At 55.4% G+C, this 19,866-nt stretch carries 13 protein-coding genes and 1 pseudogene; 9 read left to right on the top strand and 5 right to left on the bottom strand.

The features are described from left to right. The first annotated feature begins 135 nt into the window (after positions 1-135). Entirely contained in the window at positions 136-489 is a 354-nt protein-coding gene (uraH, locus tag Q0816_RS15565; protein ID WP_298852183.1) for a hydroxyisourate hydrolase, read from the top strand. Positions 490-494: 5 nt separating this feature from the next. Here uraH and Q0816_RS15560 read toward each other — a convergent pair whose 3' ends face one another. Then, complete coding sequence (locus tag Q0816_RS15560) at positions 495-1,415, bottom strand: LysR family transcriptional regulator (protein WP_298852181.1); 921 nt, start codon at positions 1,413-1,415, stop codon at positions 495-497. Positions 1,416-1,516: 101 nt separating this feature from the next. Between Q0816_RS15560 and Q0816_RS15555 the strand changes: the two genes are divergently transcribed. Further along, a complete protein-coding gene (locus tag Q0816_RS15555) occupies positions 1,517-2,749 on the top strand; it encodes a urate hydroxylase PuuD (protein ID WP_298852179.1) in 1,233 nt (410 codons plus the stop codon). A 75-nt stretch (positions 2,750-2,824) separates the two neighbouring features. Here the strand turns inward: Q0816_RS15555 and Q0816_RS15550 are convergent, their stop codons facing one another. Continuing rightward, positions 2,825-3,727, bottom strand: a complete 903-nt coding sequence (locus tag Q0816_RS15550; RefSeq protein WP_298852178.1) for a LysR family transcriptional regulator — start codon at positions 3,725-3,727, stop codon at positions 2,825-2,827. Between the two features lie 154 nt (positions 3,728-3,881). Between Q0816_RS15550 and xdhA the strand changes: the two genes are divergently transcribed. From xdhA to Q0816_RS15520, 6 genes and pseudogenes are all read left to right on the top strand, one after another. Beyond that, complete coding sequence (xdhA, locus tag Q0816_RS15545) at positions 3,882-5,345, top strand: xanthine dehydrogenase small subunit (protein ID WP_298852177.1); 1,464 nt, start codon at positions 3,882-3,884, stop codon at positions 5,343-5,345. 15 nt (positions 5,346-5,360) lie between these two features. Further along, positions 5,361-7,679, top strand: a complete 2,319-nt coding sequence (gene xdhB, locus Q0816_RS15540; RefSeq protein ID WP_298852175.1) for a xanthine dehydrogenase molybdopterin binding subunit — start codon at positions 5,361-5,363, stop codon at positions 7,677-7,679. A gap of 3 nt (positions 7,680-7,682) precedes the next feature. Then, positions 7,683-8,561: a xanthine dehydrogenase accessory protein XdhC gene (gene xdhC, locus Q0816_RS15535; RefSeq protein ID WP_298852174.1), complete on the top strand. Its 879-nt coding sequence runs from the start codon at positions 7,683-7,685 to the stop codon at positions 8,559-8,561. A gap of 43 nt (positions 8,562-8,604) precedes the next feature. Then, positions 8,605-10,206 carry a xanthine/uracil/vitamin C permease gene (locus tag Q0816_RS15530; RefSeq protein WP_298852172.1) on the top strand — a complete coding sequence of 534 codons (1,602 nt, stop codon included), beginning with the start codon at positions 8,605-8,607 and terminating at the stop codon, positions 10,204-10,206. A 64-nt stretch (positions 10,207-10,270) separates the two neighbouring features. Continuing rightward, positions 10,271-11,620: a guanine deaminase gene (gene guaD, locus Q0816_RS15525; RefSeq protein WP_298852171.1), complete on the top strand. Its 1,350-nt coding sequence runs from the start codon at positions 10,271-10,273 to the stop codon at positions 11,618-11,620. 131 nt (positions 11,621-11,751) lie between these two features. Continuing rightward, positions 11,752-11,904, top strand: a pseudogene (locus Q0816_RS15520) (IS6 family transposase); the annotation flags it as partial. Between the two features lie 228 nt (positions 11,905-12,132). Here the strand turns inward: Q0816_RS15520 and Q0816_RS15515 are convergent. The 3 genes from Q0816_RS15515 to Q0816_RS15505 form a co-directional block, all read right to left on the bottom strand. Continuing rightward, on the bottom strand, positions 12,133-13,374 hold the full coding sequence (locus tag Q0816_RS15515) for a DUF3179 domain-containing (seleno)protein (protein ID WP_298852169.1): 1,242 nt from the start codon (positions 13,372-13,374) through the stop codon (positions 12,133-12,135). Between the two features lie 134 nt (positions 13,375-13,508). Further along, a complete protein-coding gene (locus Q0816_RS15510; RefSeq protein WP_298852168.1) occupies positions 13,509-15,182 on the bottom strand; it encodes a sulfatase-like hydrolase/transferase in 1,674 nt (557 codons plus the stop codon). A 403-nt stretch (positions 15,183-15,585) separates the two neighbouring features. Continuing rightward, entirely contained in the window at positions 15,586-16,053 is a 468-nt protein-coding gene (locus Q0816_RS15505; protein WP_298852167.1) for an Lrp/AsnC family transcriptional regulator, read from the bottom strand. 127 nt (positions 16,054-16,180) lie between these two features. On the opposite strand from Q0816_RS15505, the gene Q0816_RS15500 reads away from it, so the two are divergent. Next, on the top strand, positions 16,181-19,606 hold the full coding sequence (locus Q0816_RS15500) for an indolepyruvate ferredoxin oxidoreductase family protein (RefSeq protein WP_298852166.1): 3,426 nt from the start codon (positions 16,181-16,183) through the stop codon (positions 19,604-19,606). Positions 19,607-19,866: the final 260 nt, after the last annotated feature.

Here is a 19,866-nt window from a genome sequence, read left to right as displayed (position 1 = left end):
TCTTCTTGAGTTGATCAATACCCCAGATAATCAGAGATGTTTTTCAAAAAATACGAAAAGCAGCTTCGGACAGACTGTCTTTGCCCCTTGCGAAGAAAACAGATTAGTAACTGTATAACTTGAGGAGTAGCGCAAATGACCGGTTATCTTACAACACATGTTCTGGATACGGCGCGGGGATGCCCTGCCGAAGGCTTGAAAATCGAGCTTTTTCGCATCGAAGGCATAAACCGCACGTTGCTGAAAACTCTGAGCACCAACGACGATGGCAGGACAGACGAGCAGATTCTGCCCGAAGCAGAGTTTTCAACTGGCGAATACGAACTGGTTTTCCATGCCGGAGAATACCTCGACGCCTCTGGCACCCCACCTGAGGACCCGCGTTTCCTGAACGTGATCCCGATACGCTTTGGGATGTCCGAACACTCGCATTACCACGTGCCGCTGCTTCTTTCACCCTTCGGTTACTCGACCTATCGCGGCAGCTAAGCGATCTAACCAGAGGTATTTGTCGCGGCAATCGATGATCCGATGCGTTCTATTATGAACTCCATGAAAAGCCGCGTTTTGGGATCCTGCATACGGCGGTGCGTAAACAGGCACGCCATCTGAATTGGTTCCGGAGGCGTTTTCTCTGCCACCGGTACCAGATTTCCGGCCTTAAGATGCTGAGCAATCTCAAATATCGGTTTCAGCGCGATGCCGTGACCGGCAAGCGCCCAATCCGTCAATACGTCGCCGTCGTCGGACTCGTAGCGTCCAGAGATGCGAAACCGTTTCGGTCCCGTATCGGTTCTCAAGAGCCATTGAAATTCGGTCGCCCCCGGAAACCGTAAATTGAGACATTCGTGTTCATCAGCGATAATATCGTCGCCGCTTTCAGGCATCCCACGCTTTTTGATGTATTTCGGAGATGCACAGAGAACTCTTTCAACGTCTGCAATTTTGCGAATACGCAAGTTGCTATCCTCTGGCTGACCCAGAAAAAAAGCCAGATCCAGACCTTCTGTGGTCAGATCCACCTTTCTGTCCGTCAGCCTTAGCCTGACATTGACCTCAGGGTATTCGGCAAGAAACTTTGGCACCTGCGGCGCTATCAATCGTCGACCGACACCCAATGGCGCCGCGACATACAGCGACCCTTTCAGGTTCTCTGTAATGTTGACGATCTGTGCTTCGGCACTTTCGACTGCTTCAAGAATCTCTGCCGCCCCCCGATAGAATGATTTTCCCTGCTCGGTAGGCGTCAAGCTGCGTGTCGTGCGCTGAAACAATCGCACGCCAAGATGTTCTTCCAATTGCGATATGCGCGCCGACGTTACAGCCGGAGAAACCCGCAGATCACGGCCTGCGGCAGACATGCTGCCCAACTCGTAGACCCGGACAAAGGTTCTGATGTTATCAAGGTAAGACATTTTTTTGCATTTTTTGATACTGCTTGGTCTTTACCAGCAATACCAGAATAAAACAGTCTCGCATAGAGTACCCGGAACTAAAGAATCTTAGGAGCATAGCCATGTACGATCTGGCCGTAATGTGGGAGTGGATCGCCTTTTCCGTCCGCTGGCTGCATGTGATCACCGCGATGGCGTGGATTGGGGCGTCTTTCTACTTTATCGCGCTTGACCTCATGCTAAAGCCGAACCCCGCCTTGCCGGATGGGGCCTATGGCGAAGAATGGGAAGTACATGGAGGCGGGTTTTATCACACCGTGAAATACCTTGTGGCGCCTGCACGCATGCCAGAGCATTTGACCTGGCACAAATGGCAGAGCTATACGACCTGGCTGTCGGGCGCGGCGTTGCTCATGATCATCTACTGGGTCGGCGGTGAGCTGTTCCTTCTGGATCCAACAAAAGTAGATCTAGCGCTTTGGCAGGGGATTCTGATCTCTGGCGGATCGCTGACCATTGGCTGGCTGCTCTACGATCAGATGTGCAAATCAAAGCTCAGCGATCACCCGACTGTTCTGATGCTGCTGCTGTTTGTGATCCTTGTGATCATGTCCTGGGGTTACAACCAGATCTTCACCGGTCGTGCCGCGCTTTTGCATCTTGGTGCCTTTACCGCCACGATCATGACTGCCAACGTGTTCTTTCAGATCATGCCGAACCAGCGGATCGTAGTCCAGGACCTCAAGGCCGGTCGCACGCCTGATGCCAAATACGGCAAGATCGCCAAAGTGCGGTCCACCCACAACAACTATCTGACCTTGCCGGTCGTGTTCCTGATGCTGTCGAACCACTATCCGTTGGCCTTCGGCACCGAGTATTCGTGGATCATCGCCAGCCTGATTTTCCTGACAGGCGTGACCATCCGTCATTACTTCAACACGATGCACTCCACCGGAAAAGGCCCGCACTGGACTTGGGCAGTTACGGTTCTGCTTATGATCGTGATCGCGTGGCTCTCATCGGTTAGAAGCGGTGAGACATGGGAAGAGGCCGAAGCAAGAGAGCTGACGCCGTACGAGCAGAAATATGCCTCGGCCGCCGGTTTCGAGGAAGCTTACGACACCGTCCTGGGCAACTGTTCAATGTGCCATGCCCGTGAGCCCGTTTACGGCACTATGAAATGGGCTCCAAAGAAGGTCTATCTCGAAACCCCCGGGGATGTTGCCCGTCAGGCTGACCAGATCTATCTGCAAGCCGGGGTCAGTCATGCAATGCCGCCGCCATCGGCTGTCCAGATGGATGACGAAGCACGTCAGACAATCATTGCCTGGGTGCGTGAGGTCAGAGATCAATAGAGCGCTGACAACCACGTTCATATTTTTGGGCAGGTCGTACCCGATCGTACACCCGGTTTTGTCTGTCTTTATTCACTAAGCAAAGAACCGTTTGCTGTGCCGCGCGATATGTTCGACGAACAGGCGCACCTTGGGGTCCTGAAGCTTTTTGTGTGGATACAGGCACCCAAATATCGTCGGCAATGGTGGCGTATTGGGCAGCACCTCGACCAATCGGCCGGCCTCTAGATGTTCACGCACATCAAAGCGCGGTTTGTTGACAATCCCCTTGCCTGCCAAGGCCCAGTCGGTCAGCACGTCTCCGTCATCCGCATCGTACTTGCCACGAACTTCAAGTTTTCGCGGGCCCATGTCGGTGTGCAGCGTCCAGAAATACTCGGGTGATCTGGGATAACGCAACAAAAGGCAATTATGCGGGGTGTGCAGCAAATCATCCGGCGAAATAGGCGCACCAAAATTCGATAGATATTCCGGCGAGGCACACAGTACACGATCACAATCCGCGAATTTCCGCAGTTTCATCGTGGAATCGCCGGGCTCTCCTATGAAGAACGCGATGTCCAGACCGTCGGCTAAAATGTCGACCTTGCGGTCGGACAGGCGCATGCGAATCTCTGTTTCCGGGTAGCGATCCGAAAATTCCGGGACCAACGGCGCAACGATTCTGCGCCCAACACCCAGCGGGGCGGTGATGCGGATTGCGCCTCGGGGGGCGTCCGAAAAGCTGGCAACACGCGCCTCGGCATGATCAAGCGCCAATAGAACGGCCTTGGCTTCATCGTAAAAGACGGTTCCAACTTCGGTCGGTGTCATCGACCGGGTTGTTCGGTTGAACAGTCGCACGCCCAAATGGTTCTCCAGCTCTTTCAACCGTTTGCTGGCCACAGCTGGCGTTAACCGCAGATCGCGCCCGCCGGACGTGATGCTCCCCAGCTCCATCACTCTGACAAAGACCCGCAGGCTTTCAATGTATGACATTCGATCCTCCCGATACGGAAAGACTGCGCTAAGGGTTTTTCTTTTTCAACGTTCTGTTGAAAGTATTTGCCATTTCCGACAATTCTAAGACTCAATCGTTAACTCTATGCTCCCCTAATCACCCGCCGGAAGGCAGGGGTATTGGGAGACTATCATGACGCATCGCACCAACATCCGATTTGTCCTCAATGGCAAGGATGTGTCCGTTCCAAACGTGGCGGCAGATCAGACACTTCTGGACTTTCTGCGTTTGGAGCGCCGATTGACGGGCACGAAGGAGGGCTGCGCCGAAGGTGATTGCGGGGCATGCACCGTACTTGTCGGGCGGCTTGGTTCTACCGGTTTGGCATATGCTCCGGTGAATGCGTGTATCCGGTTTCTGGCCTCTGTCGACGGGTGCCATGTCGTCACGGTTGAACACCTGTCCGGTCCTGGCGGGCGTCTGCACCCGGTTCAGCAGGCCATGATCGATCATCACGGCAGTCAGTGCGGGTTCTGCACGCCGGGCTTTGTGATGGCGCTTTACGCGCTTTGGATGCAAACACCCGAACCATCTGAGACGCATGTCGAAACTGCATTACAGGGCAACCTGTGCCGTTGCACCGGGTATGAACCGATCGTCCGTGCGGCGGTTGCCGTCAGCCGCTACGGCACACCCGCGTCGGATCATCTGAACACCGAACGCGAAACCATGACCACACGTCTTGCCACCCTAAGAGACGGGCAGCGGGTGGTGTCCGGACCCGAAAACAACCTGAGCATTATCCCCTCGAGCGTTGATGACCTTGCCGAGTGTCTGCAGACCTATCCCAAGGCCACAATTGTAGCGGGAGCCACGGATGTGGGCCTTTGGGTCACGAAATTCCTGCGCAGTATTGGGCCAGCAATCTTTACAGGTCATCTCGAAGACCTGAAAACTGTCGAACGGCAGGGTTCTCTCCTCGTGATCGGTGCCGGCGCCAGCTACACCGATTGTCAGAAACTTCTGTCTGAACACCTGCCACATCTTTCTCCTTACTGGGATCGCATCGCAGGGTGGCAGGTGCGCAACATGGGAACCGTCGGTGGCAACATCGCAAATGGCTCGCCCATCGGGGACACGCCGCCGGTACTTATCGCGCTCGGCGCGGAAATCATGCTGCGGCGAGGTCCCAACCACCGAACATTGCCGCTCGAGGAATTCTTCATCGATTATGGCCAGCAGGACCGCCAACCGGACGAGTTTGTCACAAGCATCAACGTGCCTCTGTCCGGGCAAAACGATCTCGATGCGGCATATAAGATATCCAAGCGCCGAGACGAAGACATTTCTTCCTTGGCCGCTGGCATTCATATGTCAGTAACAGACGGCACCATCAGCAATGCGCGCATCGCATTCGGCGGCATGGCCGCCACACCCAAGCGTGCCGTCGCCGCCGAAGCGGCTCTGAACGGTCAACCTTGGGCGCGTGAAAGCTTTGAAGCCGCAGCTCAGGCGTTGGCTAGGGATTTCGCTCCTCTGACGGATTGGCGTGCATCGTCTGACTACCGGATGTTGACGGCACAAAATCTGTTGCGTCGGTTCTTCCTCGAAAATGACGCCCAAACCGATACCCCTGTTCAACTAACCTGTGCTTAACAAGGAGACGACGCAATGAAAGACAACGTTTCCATCATTGGTTCGGCCCACACCAACGTCAACCATGACAGCGCGATCAAGCATGTTACCGGACGGGCCGATTACACCGATGACATCGCTCTGCCCGAAGGCGCGTTGCATGCTTATCTCGGTGTCTCCGACGTTGCTCATGCCAAGCTTTTAGGCATTGATTTCACCAAGGCTCTCTCCACACCCGGAGTTGTCGGTGTGCTGACCGCTAACGACGTTACGGGGGCCAATGACATCAGCCCGACCCACCTGAACGACGAACCGGTTTTCCCGACCGATGCCATTCAATTTCACGGCCAGCCGCTGTTTGCCGTTGTTGCTGAAACCCGCGACATTGCTCGCCGCGCCGCAGAGCTGGCAAAGATCGACTACAGAACCCTGCCCCATGCTCTGGATCCGATTGCCGCGCAAGAAGCCGGATACCCGCATGTCACAGCGCCCCTCAAGCTGGAGCGCGGTGACGTCGACCCGGCCCAGGCTGCTGCACCCAACCGGATCAAGGGCCGGATGAGCGTTGGTGGCCAGGATCACATGTACCTCGAAGGTCATATCGCCTGTGCCATTCCGGGCGAAGACGATGATGTTGTCTTGCATTGTTCCACGCAGCACCCGTCCGAGGCGCAGCATATGGTGGCGCATGTCCTTGGCGTGCCATCCAACGCAGTTGTGGTAAATGTGCGCCGCATGGGGGGCGGGTTTGGCGGCAAGGAAAGCCAGATGAACCTATTCTGCGCAGTCGCAGCCATGGCCGCCAAAAAGTGGAACCGCGCCGTGAAAATCCGCCCCGACCGGGATCAGGATATGACGGCGACTGGCAAACGCCATGATTTCGTGATCGATTATGACGTCGCCTTTGACGACGATGGCCGCATTCAGGCAGTCGAAGGCAGCTTCGCCGCGCGCTGCGGATTCTCGGCGGATTTGTCGGGCCCTGTGACCGACCGGGCGCTGTTTCACGCAGATAACGCCTATTTCTATCCGAATGTCCGCCTGAACAGCCATCCGATGAAGACCAATACCGTGTCCAATACCGCATTTCGCGGGTTTGGAGGGCCGCAAGGGGTGATTGCGGCGGAACGGATGATCGAAGAAATCGCCTATGCCACAGGGCAAGACCCGCTGGATGTGCGCAAGGCCAATTTCTACGGCACGGAAGACCGCAACGTGACCCCGTATCATCAAAAGGTCGAAGACTGCATTCTGGATCGGTTGATCGGCGAGCTGGAAGAAACATCCGAGTATCGTCAGCGCCGTCAGGACATCATAACGTTTAACAAAACGTCGCCTATCCTGAAAAAAGGCATCGCCCTGACGCCCGTCAAGTTCGGTATCTCCTTCACGGCGACCTGGTACAATCAAGCCGGCGCGCTGGTCCATGTTTACAATGACGGTTCGATCCATCTGAACCACGGCGGCACCGAAATGGGGCAAGGCCTCAACACCAAGGTCGCGCAGGTTGTGGCCGAGGCGTTCCAAGTCGATTTCAGCCGGATCAAGATCACCAAAACAACCACCGAGAAGGTTCCCAACACATCGGCCACTGCGGCCTCCAGCGGCACCGATCTGAATGGCATGGCGGCGTTGAACGCGGTTGAACAGATCAAAGAACGCCTGGTGAAATTCGCCGTCGAAACTTGGGACGTCGCCCCTGAGGACGTGACCTTTCACGCCAATCAGGTGCATATCGGCGAGGACGTTCTGCCCTTTGATGCGTTTATCAAACAGGCTTACCTGGCGCGCGTGCAATTGTCGGCGGCCGGATTCTACAAAACCCCGAAGATCCACTGGGACCGGGCCAAGGGTCAGGGGCACCCGTTCTACTATTTCGCTTATGGTGCGTCGTGTTCGGAGGTGACAATCGACACTCTGACCGGCGAATACAGGGTGGAACGTACGGATGTGTTGCACGATGTCGGACGCTCGCTCAACCCTGTGCTCGACAAGGGTCAGGTCGAAGGTGCGTTTATTCAGGGCATGGGGTGGCTGACCACCGAAGAGCTTTGGTGGGACGATGCCGGTCGCCTGCGCACTCACGCTCCGTCGACATACAAGATCCCGCTCGCATCGGACCGTCCGCGCATCTTCAATGTTAACCTCGCTGATTGGTCGGAAAACCGTGAACTGACCATCAAACGCTCCAAAGCTGTTGGCGAGCCGCCGTTCATGTTGGGCATTTCGGTGTTCGAGGCCCTGTCGATGGCCGTAGCCTCTGTCGCCGACTACCGGAAATGCCCGCGCCTTGACGCTCCGGCCACGCCCGAGCGCGTTCTTATGGCCGTTGCGCGGCTGCAAGCGGGTCCTTGAGTTATGGCTGTCCCGGGATCTCTGAGCGAATTTCTGTCCACGCAGCACCGTTTAGTTCGCGTCGCACTGACACGAGTGCGCGGGTCTTCCCCGCGCAACGAGGGGACAGAGATGTTCGTGGCGACCGGGGCGCTGTGGGGAACCATCGGCGGCGGGCAGTTGGAGTTCATGGCCATAAATGCGGCGCGGGACATGCTGCGCGATGGTATGCTGCATCAGGATCTGGATGTGCCCCTTGGTCCGGAAATCGGTCAATGTTGCGGCGGTCGGGTCGAGCTGAAACTAAACCGTATGCGGGCCTCAGACAAACGGGCGGCAAAAGAACGCGCAGCCCTACGCGAAGAAGAGCTGCCACATGTGTACGTGATGGGCGCGGGCCACGTGGGACGTGCGCTTGCCAACCAGCTTCAGCACCTTCCGGTGCGCTGCATCCTTGTCGACACTCGGGCCGATGAAATCGATCTTTGCACAGCAATTGTCGAAACCCGGGTGAGCGCAATCCCCGAAGCCGAAATCTGGAATGCGCCTGCAGGCAGCGCCTTTATCGTTCTGACTCATGATCACGGGCTGGATTTCCTGCTGACATCTGCCGCACTGGAACGCCAGGACGCCGCATATGTGGGAATGATCGGATCTGCCACCAAGCGGGTGAAGCTCAGAAACTGGGCACACAAACACTGTGACGGACAGTCTATCGAACACTTGAAATGCCCCATCGGGGCTAGCGGTAGCCGCGACAAGCGGCCCAGCGTCATCGCCGCCTTCGTGGTGGCCGAGGTGATGGCTGAATTGACCTCTGAAACTGCCGCGACCGCCCTGACCGGGGCAATCCACGCGCCCTTGGTGGGCCGCCATCACGACCGGAAAGGGAGATCGGCCTGACATCTGTCAGGCCATTCCGGTCACATCAGAGGAGGAGACCGTCATGGACGGGAGGACTTACGATTACAAGCTGTTTACCCGCAGCGATTTCAGCGCTTTCTGGGCGCTGTTTACCGACAACCTAGTAAATTTGCTGATCCTGTCAGGTGTTTGCCAGTTCGTGTTCCAGATGCCCGCCGAAATCGTCTTTGGGCGCATCGTCCCCGGTGCCGCCATTGCGATTTTGGCCGGTGTCGCGGTTTACACACTTCTCGCCAAATGGGCAGCCAACAAAAGTGAAAAAGATGTAACCGCCTTGCCTTACGGCATCTCGACGCCGGTTATGTTCGTTTATCTGTTCGGTGTGATCGGACCCATATACTGGGCCACCAATGATCCCATGCTGGCTTGGCAAGTGGGCATCGGCGCCGGGTTCATGGGTGGTATCGTAGCGGCTTTGGGCGCCATCGTTGGACCCTACCTCAAGCGGATCACGCCCCGCGCCGGGATGCTGGGCACGCTTTGCGGTATCGCCTTGGTTTTCATCGGCTCCGTGCCGCTGGCCGAAATATTCGAGAGCCCCATCATCGGCTTTACATCGCTGCTGTTTATCCTTTGGGGTCTGATTGGTCGGTTCCGCCTACCGGGCAATGTGCCTGCTGGTCTTGTCGCGATCGCTGCCGGTACGGTGATTGCCCTTATCCTTGGTGAGTCCAGGATCGACGTAAGCGGCATCGGCTTTTATCCACCAATCCCCTATTTCGGTGACCTTATCGCCGGCGTGCAGTACCTGTTCGCCAACCCCGAGCTGTTCCTAGTCCTGATCCCTGTGCAGATCTACAACTTCATCGAAACGATGAACAACGTGGAATCCGCTGAAGCGGCCGGGGATCATTATCCGGTTGGACTGTGTCAGGTGACGGACGGCGCGGGCACCATGCTGGGTGCGCTTTTTGGCTCGCCCTTCCCGACAACCGTTTACATCGGTCACCCGGCCTATAAGAGGCTTGATGCACATGCCGGGTACATCGTCGGCGTGGCTGTCGTGATCGCTGCGGCAGCCTTTCTCGGCCTGCTGTCTTTCCTTGCCGGTCTGATCCCGATTGCCGCTGCAGCACCCGTTTTGGTCTTTGTCTCGGTGAGCCTGATCACCAACACGGCCTGGGCCGTGAAGCCGATGCACATGGCGGCGGTGTCCTTTGCGATCCTGCCTCATATCTCGGCCTTCCTGATGGTCAAGTGGGGGTCACTAATAAACGCGTTGCGCAGCACCGGTGTCGAAGGATTGCCCTCACTCGGTGATGAGGGTCTGACCGCAGCGCTTCTCATGGAAGGTGCCCATTACGAGGGACACCTTGCCCTGAGCCAGGGTGCGATCATCACGGGCCTGATCTGGGGTGCCATCGTGGCTGATGTAATTGATGGCCGCTTCCGGATGGCAGGGGCGTTTGCTTTCGCAGGCGGGCTGATGTCGGCGGTTGGGATCATCCATTCCTACACGCTGCAGATGCCTCAGTTCGACGGGATCACAATCGGCTACCTGATCATCGGCGCATTCCTCTATGTCTACCCGATGTTCGCACCGAAAGAGGATCTCGAGCATCGCGTTATCGTCCCTGATGAACCTGATCTGATCGACGACGATTCACCTGCGCAACAGGCCTGATCCATAATGGGGCAGTCGCATGGCTGCCCCCTGCTCTTCCCTTTCTATTTAGACGAGACCATTCATGACACAAAGATTGCTCCGCGGTCGTCTTCTGACCTTTCATCGTGAACCGCAGAGCGGAGAAGATTCCGGCGCATATACGTATCTCGAGGATGGCGCGTTGCTGATCCAAAACGGGATCATTCAGGATACGGGACCCTTCGCTGAGGTCAGAGCAAAAACCAGGGACGTGCCGGTTACAGACCATCACCCCCACCTGATGATGGCTGGGTTCATCGACACGCACATTCACTTCCCGCAGGTGCAGGTGATCGCCTCGTGGGGGGCGCAGCTATTGGACTGGCTCAACAACTATACTTTCCCGGAAGAAACTCGCTTTGCCTCGGACGCGCACAGTGCGCTCATGGCGCGGGCGTTCTTCGATCAGCTCGTCACCCACGGCACCACTACTGCGGTCGCATATTGTTCGGTCCACAAGATATCCGCAGATGCTTTCTTTACCGAGGCGACCAGACGAAACATGCGCATGCTAGGCGGTAAAGTTCTGATGGACCGCAACGCGCCCGAAGGTCTGCAGGACACGCCGCAAACCGGATACGATGACACCAAAACCTTGATCACCGACTGGCACGGCAAGGGCCGCAACGGCTATGTCATCACACCTCGGTTTGCAATCACGTCCACTCCTGAACAAATGGCAATGGCACAAACCCTCGCGCAGGAACATCCGGATTGCCACATCCAGACTCATCTGTCGGAAAACAAGGATGAGATTGCCTTTACCAAGCAGCTTTATCCGCAAGCGCGCGACTATCTTGACGTCTACCAGTCTTATGGCCTGCTCGGTCAAAAGACACTGTTGGGACACTCCATCCACCTTGAAGCGCGCGAAGTCGACGCGCTCGCAGAAACCGGTGCGCATCCTGTTTTTTGCCCGACCTCGAACTTGTTCCTTGGTAGCGGCCTTTTTGACCATGAGGGTCTGAGCGGGCGTGGCATCTCAAACGGGATCGCGACGGATGTTGGCGCAGGCACCAGCTATTCAATGCTGCAAACTCTTAATGAAGGTTACAAGATCCTGCAATTACAAGGGTTGGCCCTGCATCCCTTGCAAGCGTTCCATTGGGCAACGCGCGGCAACGCCTGTGTTCTGGGTCTGGAAGACAAAATCGGCAATCTGGACCCCGGAACCGAAGCGGATATCGTTGTTTTGAACGCACGCAGCACACCGGCTATGGCCCTACGTATGGATCGCGTAAGCAGTCTTGCAGAAGAGTTGTTCGTCCTGCAGGTGATGGGCGACGATCGCGCAATCGAGAGCGTCTATATTTCAGGTGTATCCAGCGTCGGATGCCGGGTGGATACATCAGACCAAGGCATAGCAAATAATCCGATTGCTTCGGCACCGTGACACATGGCACTCATCAGATCTGCTGCATTCTCTTTCCGATCGACGTGGTTCTGATGCAGCGTTTTGATCACTGATGGTCTTTGGATCAGCACGTGAAGACCTGTCTGATCGATCAAATCGAAAGTCAGTGCATATTCTCCTTCAAAGGCACCCAATATCCGAAGGTTGTGATCCTATAAGTAGTCTTCTTTTGCGTCCGCTCCTGTGTTTCCTGCCATGATCTGGAAGAAATCATGTCCGAACGCGGCGCTTCGATTGATCATACCATGCTGAACCGGTGGGTCGGGCGAATTCTCAATGCCGGTGCAAAAGCATCTCGTCGCCACCAAAGACCATGCGATCACTCCTGATGAACAGACGAAACCATCGTTACGGTTGGCCAGGCCCTCATCGGTTTTGTAGACGACTGCAATACACCCGGCGCAGTAACATCCAGGCTTCGATTGAGTGCTCAGAAAGAAGCAAGAAAGTTTCGTTAACAGCGTTTGTACCACATCCCCGCGGAGGCACGATCAAGCGACCTCTTTTTCGATATTCGCGGGATCGCTAATGCGGTTGACATCTGTGGCGGGAAAAAACTCGGACCAGACATGCCAGAACAGCCCGGGGCGCAAGGTCTCTACCCGCTCCAGTTTACCCTGATCACTGTTTCCCCAGAAATCACAGTGCGTCACCGGTTTGCCACTGTCGTTATAAAACACGCCAAGGCTCTCGAACTTCTGGTCGTAATTCACCACCAGGTTTCGCCCACCCACTGTGGCATTGACCAGATTGTCATGGTCGAACAGGAATTCTTCTGTCCAACAAGTCGCATCTCTTTCAACCGTTACGCCCCAGACATAGGTCTTGGTTGGCAACCGGTTGTCGAGTGGGCGACTCATGTTATCCATGACCGGTGCAGCTTCGTGGTGCTGGCGCTCGATCCCCCATCCGAAGACTATCCCCATCACCATGTCAAAAAGGCGCAGGATCGGGTTCTTCGGAGGCATGTTTAGGTATACTTCACCGTCCGGATAGGCTTTCTGGAACGCACGGAAGCTCATGCGAAAGGTCGGCCAAGGCTTCATCGAAAGCGCGGGTTTCAGCGGGCAGACCGGGCCTTTCGCCCCCTGTTCCATATCGCTGTCCTTGACGCCATAAATATGCTGAATCGCCTCACCGGTATTGTCGTCCCGCAAGATCAGATTGTTCCCATGCTGCGCCATCACCGTTAGGTTCAGTTTTTCCCCTTCAATGGTTGGCGAGTAGCCGACACCGAGGTTTGCCATCGCGCAGTAGGTCAATATCACATCCTCTCCATCCAGACCTACTTCATCCCCCGCCAAATGCGGTCGCATCATTTGCCCGTCGGAATGGGCACGCGCATGCCCGTTCTTTTCAATGACCATGACGCTGGCCGAGGGGTTGATGTAGTCCCGTGCAACCTTGATGGAATAATACTTGGCCTTGTCCTTTTGGTTTCGCAGCCCGACATGCACCCAGATGTAGGTAAACATAAAAAAGAAAAGGGTAAGGACCAAGGCGCCCCAGAAGACCCAGCCGATGCCGCCCCCCATGGCATACCCCAAGATCATGACGCATGTCGCTGCAGCGCCCACCAGGATAAGTTTGTTCTCGTTACGCAAGACGCGGATGGTGTTTTCTCGCTTCACTTTGAGCACCATTTGGGAGATGTCACCCAGATCGCGAAAGTACACAAATCCAATGCCCAGCGACAGGGCGAGCCCAATGTAGAAGAGAAGATTGGCGAGCATTTTATCCTCCTCAGGATCTTGGCGAAATCCCGACCTCCCGCACTCGGGAACATGGTTTTGAAACCGCAACCGAATACCGCTCGGCTTCGGGACAGCCGGTCAACTGAGCGGGGCAAGCCGACCCGCCTGTCATGTCACTGCTGGACCGAGCCCAACTTGGTCAGGAATTGCTGAACGGCGTGGGCACTCTCCGGGCGCAGGTTTTCAATTCCCTCATACGGCATTCCTTTATCGATGGGCATATCGGGATATTTCTCCTTGCGGGCCATGTGACGGCCCAGGACACGCACAAATTCATTGCCACCCCAGGCACCGACCTCGGTAGAGACCGGATATTTCTCATGCGTGTCGCGATAGAGGTCGATGAAGTTTGCCAGAATGCCGTTCTTCACATCTCCGGGCAGGTTCATCTTCAACTTATCTTTCACGATCGCGCCGGGGCGGTCGATGTTATAAATGATGACGCTGTCACGACGACCCTTGGTCTCATCGTCAAAAAGGATCGATGCAGATTGATCCACCCCGTCGATCAAGCGATCTCTGGGAATAAATTGATCTGCACCGGCGAACCGGGCCAGCGTGGTATAGAGGTCTGTCACGTGGATGATATTGTTGATGATTGAATCCGCACCGACCATCCCCGGCCATCTGATAAACGCATCGACACGCACACCGCCTTCAAGCGTATCGCCTTTGCCGCCGCTGAAAATCATCGGGGTAAAGCCTGACTGGGGTGAGTACTTTGTAAAATGGCCGTTGTCACCCATCAGGACAACTATCGTGTTGTCTGCAACACCGACGTCTTCCATGACCTCAAATAGATCTCCGAAATACTCATCCAGAAGGATCATCTTGTCTACGTAAAGACCACCGTTCGGGCTGTCAGGGCCATCCCTTCCTGCGCGAGTATTGTCCAACGGGATCATCGGCCAGTATTGCAGAAAGAAGGGATCGTCCGCTGCCGCGAGGCGGCGCAGTTCCTCTACAGCTTTCTCCTGAAATGCTGCATTCATCTCATCGTATTTGGCAGCGGTCCAACGCTCTCCGGGCTCCATACGGATTTCACGGATCGGGCCACCTGCTTCACCCTCAATGACCGTTGCCATTGCAGAAGCGTCTGGCCGGAACCAATCGTCCAATGTGTAAATGGGATCAAAATCCGCGATGCCGACCGAAACCTGCTCGCGGATCGCGTCGTCATTATAGATCGTCAGTTGCCCCTGCTGATGCACTGCGTGCTGGGCGTAGTCAAAACCAGTGTTCATAGCCCAAGCCGAAGCGATGTCACCCATGTGCCACTTGCCGACATGTGACGTGTTGTACCCGGCCTGTTTCAGAATTTCTGCGAAGGTGACCTCGGTTGCAGGCAGCCCTTCTCCGACGATATCAACCTGCGTATTCCCCATGCCCGAACGCACGGCATATCTGCCGGTGGTGAACGCCGTCCGTGTCGGTGTGCAGGAAGGTTCAGTATACATGCGAACCATGCGCATGGCTTCGTCGGAGAACTGGTTAATGTTCGGTGTTTCGTAACCGCGTACTGCGTTGAGTTCGGGGATACCCATCTCTCCGAACCCGAGGTCATCAATCAGCAGGTAGACGATATTCGGCGGTTTACCGTTGTTGCTTTCTCGGAACTCTGCAAGGCGCGCATCAACTGCAGCATCGTCTTGAGACCATTGTTCACCAAGTTGAGCCAGAAGTATGTAATACTCGGCATCATGTGCAATGGGGTCTTCTTGTGCAATCGCATATGGCGCAGGACAGCAGGCGAACAGTGCTGCCACTGCAGATTTCAATCTTCTCACTTGCCTCTCCTTTTAAAAACTCCACCTCCGGCGTGGGCGCTTAGTCACATTCATTAACATCTATATTTGTTTTAGATGCAAGACTATTGGCTGAACAGCCAAACCTCTTCCTTTTGCTGAATCCCAGGCTCAGGACGCATTGAAGTTCACTGCGCTTCGTGAATCATAGCTCGGAAAACGGTGCGGTGACACTAGCGACATTTGTGGGATCAGCGATGAGTAGAGGGCCGGACCAGCCGCTTTTTTCCGAAGTCCAACGATAAGCCTCGGGGTATGGCACGCGTCTCAAGGTCGTCCGTTTCGATGTCGCTAGAAAACTCGTCACAATCGCCAATACGCTGTAGAAATCACGACAAAACCGGAACGCTCAGATTGCATGGTAAATACATGTGCAAGATCAACTTCAACCCAGAGGCATCGGCAGAGCGTTGCTGCGTTTGATTTCGCGGAGAACGACATTCGTTTGTGCGCTTTCCACTGCCGGTAGGCGAAACAGAAAATCTTCGAGGAAACCGTTATAGGCCCCGATATCCTTGCAGATCACCCGCATGTGGTAATCTGCCTGGCCGGTGGTGGCATAGCATTCCATTACTTCCGGGCGCTTCTCGATTGCAGCTATGAACCTTTCTAAGTGTTCTGGGTTGTGCCGGGTCAAATGCACATGCACCAAAGCCTGAAATGAGAGCCCGGCCTGTTCCGGCGACAATTCAGCCCTGTATTGCGAAATCAATCCGACCTCTTCGAACGCGCGAACTCGGCGCCAGCAGGCAGAAGATGACATGCCCACCCGTTCTGCTAGGTCAGCGTTTGAAATGCGGCAATCCTTCTGAAGGAGCGCGAGTAGGTGACAGTCACGTGAGTCGAGGCGCATTTGGGAATTATACCCGACTATTCAGAGAAAATTGAAAACTTTATTCGAAAAATATCAGAATTCCCGAACAAGTAGAACAAACCCCTCAGAGCTTCGCGGTACACTACCCAGGAAACGCGAGGCTTCCATGACCCACCAATCCCTGAAATTCGAAACATACGCCCTGTCGGACCGGTACAGGCTCTCGGAGGGACGGGTGTTCCTGACCGGAACACAAGCTTTGGTGCGCATCATGTTGGATCAGGCACGCAGGGACACAGCAGCGGGGAACAAAACGGCAGGGTTCATATCCGGATACCGGGGGTCACCCCTCGGTGGGTTGGATCTGGAACTGTGGCGAGCGAAAGATGAAACCGAAAAAGCCCGAATTACATTCATGCCAGCCGTAAACGAAGACCTCGGCGCCACTGCGGTTCTTGGGGCCCAGCAGGCTTCGCTGGATCCTGACTGCGAAGTCGAGGGCGTGTTTTCCATGTGGTACGGGAAAGGCCCCGGAGTTGACCGTTCCGGGGATGCGCTGCGCCATGGCAATGCCTATGGATCGTCGCCGAAGGGCGGGGTTCTGGTTGTTGCGGGTGACGATCATGGCTGTGTGTCTTCTTCAATGCCACATCAGTCTGATGTCGCCTTCATGACCTGGTTCATGCCAACGCTGAACCCGGCCAACGTGGCCGAGTTCCTGGAGTTCGGTGAATACGGTATTGCGTTGAGCCGCTTTTCGGGCACTTGGGTCGGGTTCAAGGCGATTTCCGAAACCGTTGAAAGTGGACAATCTGTAGAACTGAAACCGGACCGCGCGTTTACCTTGCCTGAAACAGACCTGCCGCCAGGTGGCCTGCACGTCCGAAGCGCCGATTTGCCGAGCCCGGCCATCGAGACCCGGATCGAACACAAGTTGCAGGCGGTCGAGGCTTTCGTCGAGGCAAACCCGATCGACCGGCGCATCTATGATATCGAAGATGCTCCTTTCGGGATAGTCACAACAGGCAAGGGTCATCTTGACCTGATGGAGGTGCTGCGCCTTCTGGGACTGGACGAAGCCGATTGCCGCCGTTTGGGCATCGACATCTACAAGGTCGGGATGGTTTGGCCCCTAGCACGGCGCGATGCGCTGTCTTTTGTCCGGGGCAAAAAAGAGGTGCTGGTCGTCGAGGAAAAACGCGGGATTATCGAGAGCCAGTTCAAGGAGTATTTCTATGACTGGCCAGGTGACAAGCCTGAAAAGATGGTTGGAAAGCACCGCGCCGCAGGCGATCCATTGATCCCCTGGACCGGAGAGCTGAGCCCGTCGGAACTGATCCCGTTCGTTGCAGAGCGCCTCGACCGGTTTTTTCCGAAAGAAGGACTGCTGGAAAAAGCGAAGGCTCTGACGGACAGTTCGCCATCAACTCTGAGCATTCCGGGTGCGGTCAGAACACCCTATTTTTGTTCGGGTTGCCCACATAACACGTCCACCAAAGTCCCCGACGGCAGCACCGCTGCGTCAGGCATCGGCTGTCACGTTATGGCAAGTTGGATGAACCGCAACACGGTCGGTTATGCGCAGATGGGTGGTGAAGGCGTGCCACACGTCGTTGCCTCGAAATTCAACGGCAACAAACATATCTTCCAGAACCTTGGCGAAGGCACGTGGTATCACTCCGGCTCGCTTGCCATTCGCCAGGCTGTGGCAGCAGGCACAAACATCACATACAAGATCCTCTATAATGACGCTGTAGCAATGACAGGAGGTCAACCGGTAGATGGCCCTATCAGCGTTTCCGGGATCGCACAGACCTGCCGCGCGGAAGGGGTGGATCGGATTGCTCTGGTCTCGGATGAAATCACAAAATTCAAACGCGATGATTTTCCTGCACAGACAAGCTTCCATCCCCGCGAAGAGATGGACGCCGTGCAACGCGAATTGCGCGACATCGAAGGCGTAACTGTTCTGATCTATGAACAGACCTGCGCCACTGAAAAACGCCGTCGCCGCAAGCGTGGAAAAGTGGAAGATCCCAAGCGGTTTGCGTATATTAACCCGGCGGTGTGCGAAGGCTGTGGCGATTGTTCGGTCGAAAGCAACTGCCTCAGCATCGAACCGCTGGAAACCCCGCTCGGTCGCAAGCGAAAGATCAACCTGAATTCCTGCAACAAAGACTTTTCCTGCCTGAACGGGTTTTGTCCCAGTTTCATAACAGTCGAAGGGGCGGTGCGACGAAAGAAATCCGGGCAAGAGCAGGATGTCCCTTCACTTCTCGCCAATGTACCCGACCCACAGCTTCCGAACCTGGACGCACCCTATGATCTTCTTGTTTGTGGGGTCGGCGGTACTGGTGTCGTAACCGTCGGCGCGGTCCTGACGATGGCGGCGCATCTGGAAGGCAAAGGAGCCAGCGTGCTGGATTTCACCGGGTTTGCCCAGAAATTTGGCACGGTTATCGGCTATGTTCGCATTGCCCGCGCGCCCGATGAAATCAATCAAGTCCGCATAGAGGCCAAGAGCGCCGACGCCGTAATTGGGTGTGACGCGGTCGTGTCTTCCGCACCTAAAGCTTCCGTTCATTACCGCAAAGGTACCAAAATCGTTCTGAACCGTGCGGAAATGCCTACAGGTGACCTTGTTCTGCATCGCGATGCCCAACTCCGGGTCGAAGAACGAGAAGCGCTCATACGCCGGACTGTTGGCGATGAAAACGTTCTCGGTTTGGATGCGAACAAACTGGCAGAGGATTTGATGGGAGACTCGGTTTATGCCAACACCTTGCTTTTGGGTGCCGCGTGGCAGCAAGGGATTATCCCGATCAGTGAGGCTTCAATCAAACAGGCGATCTTGCTGAACGGGACCGCTGTCGAGGCCAATGCGATGGCTTTTGATCTTGGCCGGGTGATCGCTGCAACCCCACGGTCTCTGGTTCAAAAGCAAGAGCGATCAATTCTAGAAACCGCGCAGCAGGTAATCGACTTTCGGTCAGGCGAATTGGCGACCTATCACGATGATGCTTATGCACAGCAGTACCGTGACCGCCTCGCCCGTTTGGCCGTTGCGCTGCCGGATCACATACGAGAGGAAGCTCTTTCGATCGCCGCAAAATCCTTGTTCCGCCTCATGGCAATCAAGGACGAATTCGAGGTCGCCCGATTGCTGACTTCACGACAATTCGAGAAACAACTGCTGTCCGAGTTCGAAAGTGGTTTTCGGATCAAATACCATCTTGCTCCACCGGTTCTGAATGGCCGGAAAGATGCACGAGGTCGGCCAACAAAACGAAGCTACGGTGAGTGGATGACCCCCGTTCTGAGAACCCTTTCACGTTTACGCAGGTTTCGCGGCGGATGGCTTGACCCGTTCCGGTTTTCAAAGGACCGCAAGCTTGAAAACGAAACTTTAGCTTGGTTTCATAATATCCTGGATCATCTCGAAGTGGCGGCGCCCACCATCAAGGCTGATACTTGCCTGAAAATCCTGTCAGCCCCGCTGGAAATCCGCGGATTCGGCCCGGTGCGTGAAGCGGCAATAGAAACCGTGCGTGCGGATGTAGGTAGGTTGCTTGAAGTGATCGAAGAAAAGTGACGTGCCGCGCTTCACGTCTCGCAAATCCTGAATCTGTTTTCGAGCACCAATCTGGAAACAGGTCTTGAACTTCCAACTGAGCAGATCGAAAACATGCATACACCGGCACGAATGGCCTCCAATCGATGGAGGCCGCTGATCGGCACAAACCTCTTGTTGTCAGTGCGTATTTGGATCGGGGTCATCTGGCTGCTCTTCACTAAATCTTCGAAAAGCTCCAGAACTGTTTCTGTTTAAGTATTTTTGCCAATTTTACAGGT

It is taken from the genome of uncultured Ruegeria sp. (assembly GCF_947497005.1).
Classification (GTDB): domain Bacteria; phylum Pseudomonadota; class Alphaproteobacteria; order Rhodobacterales; family Rhodobacteraceae; genus Ruegeria.
This window is presented reverse-complemented; position numbering and strand designations above follow the sequence as displayed.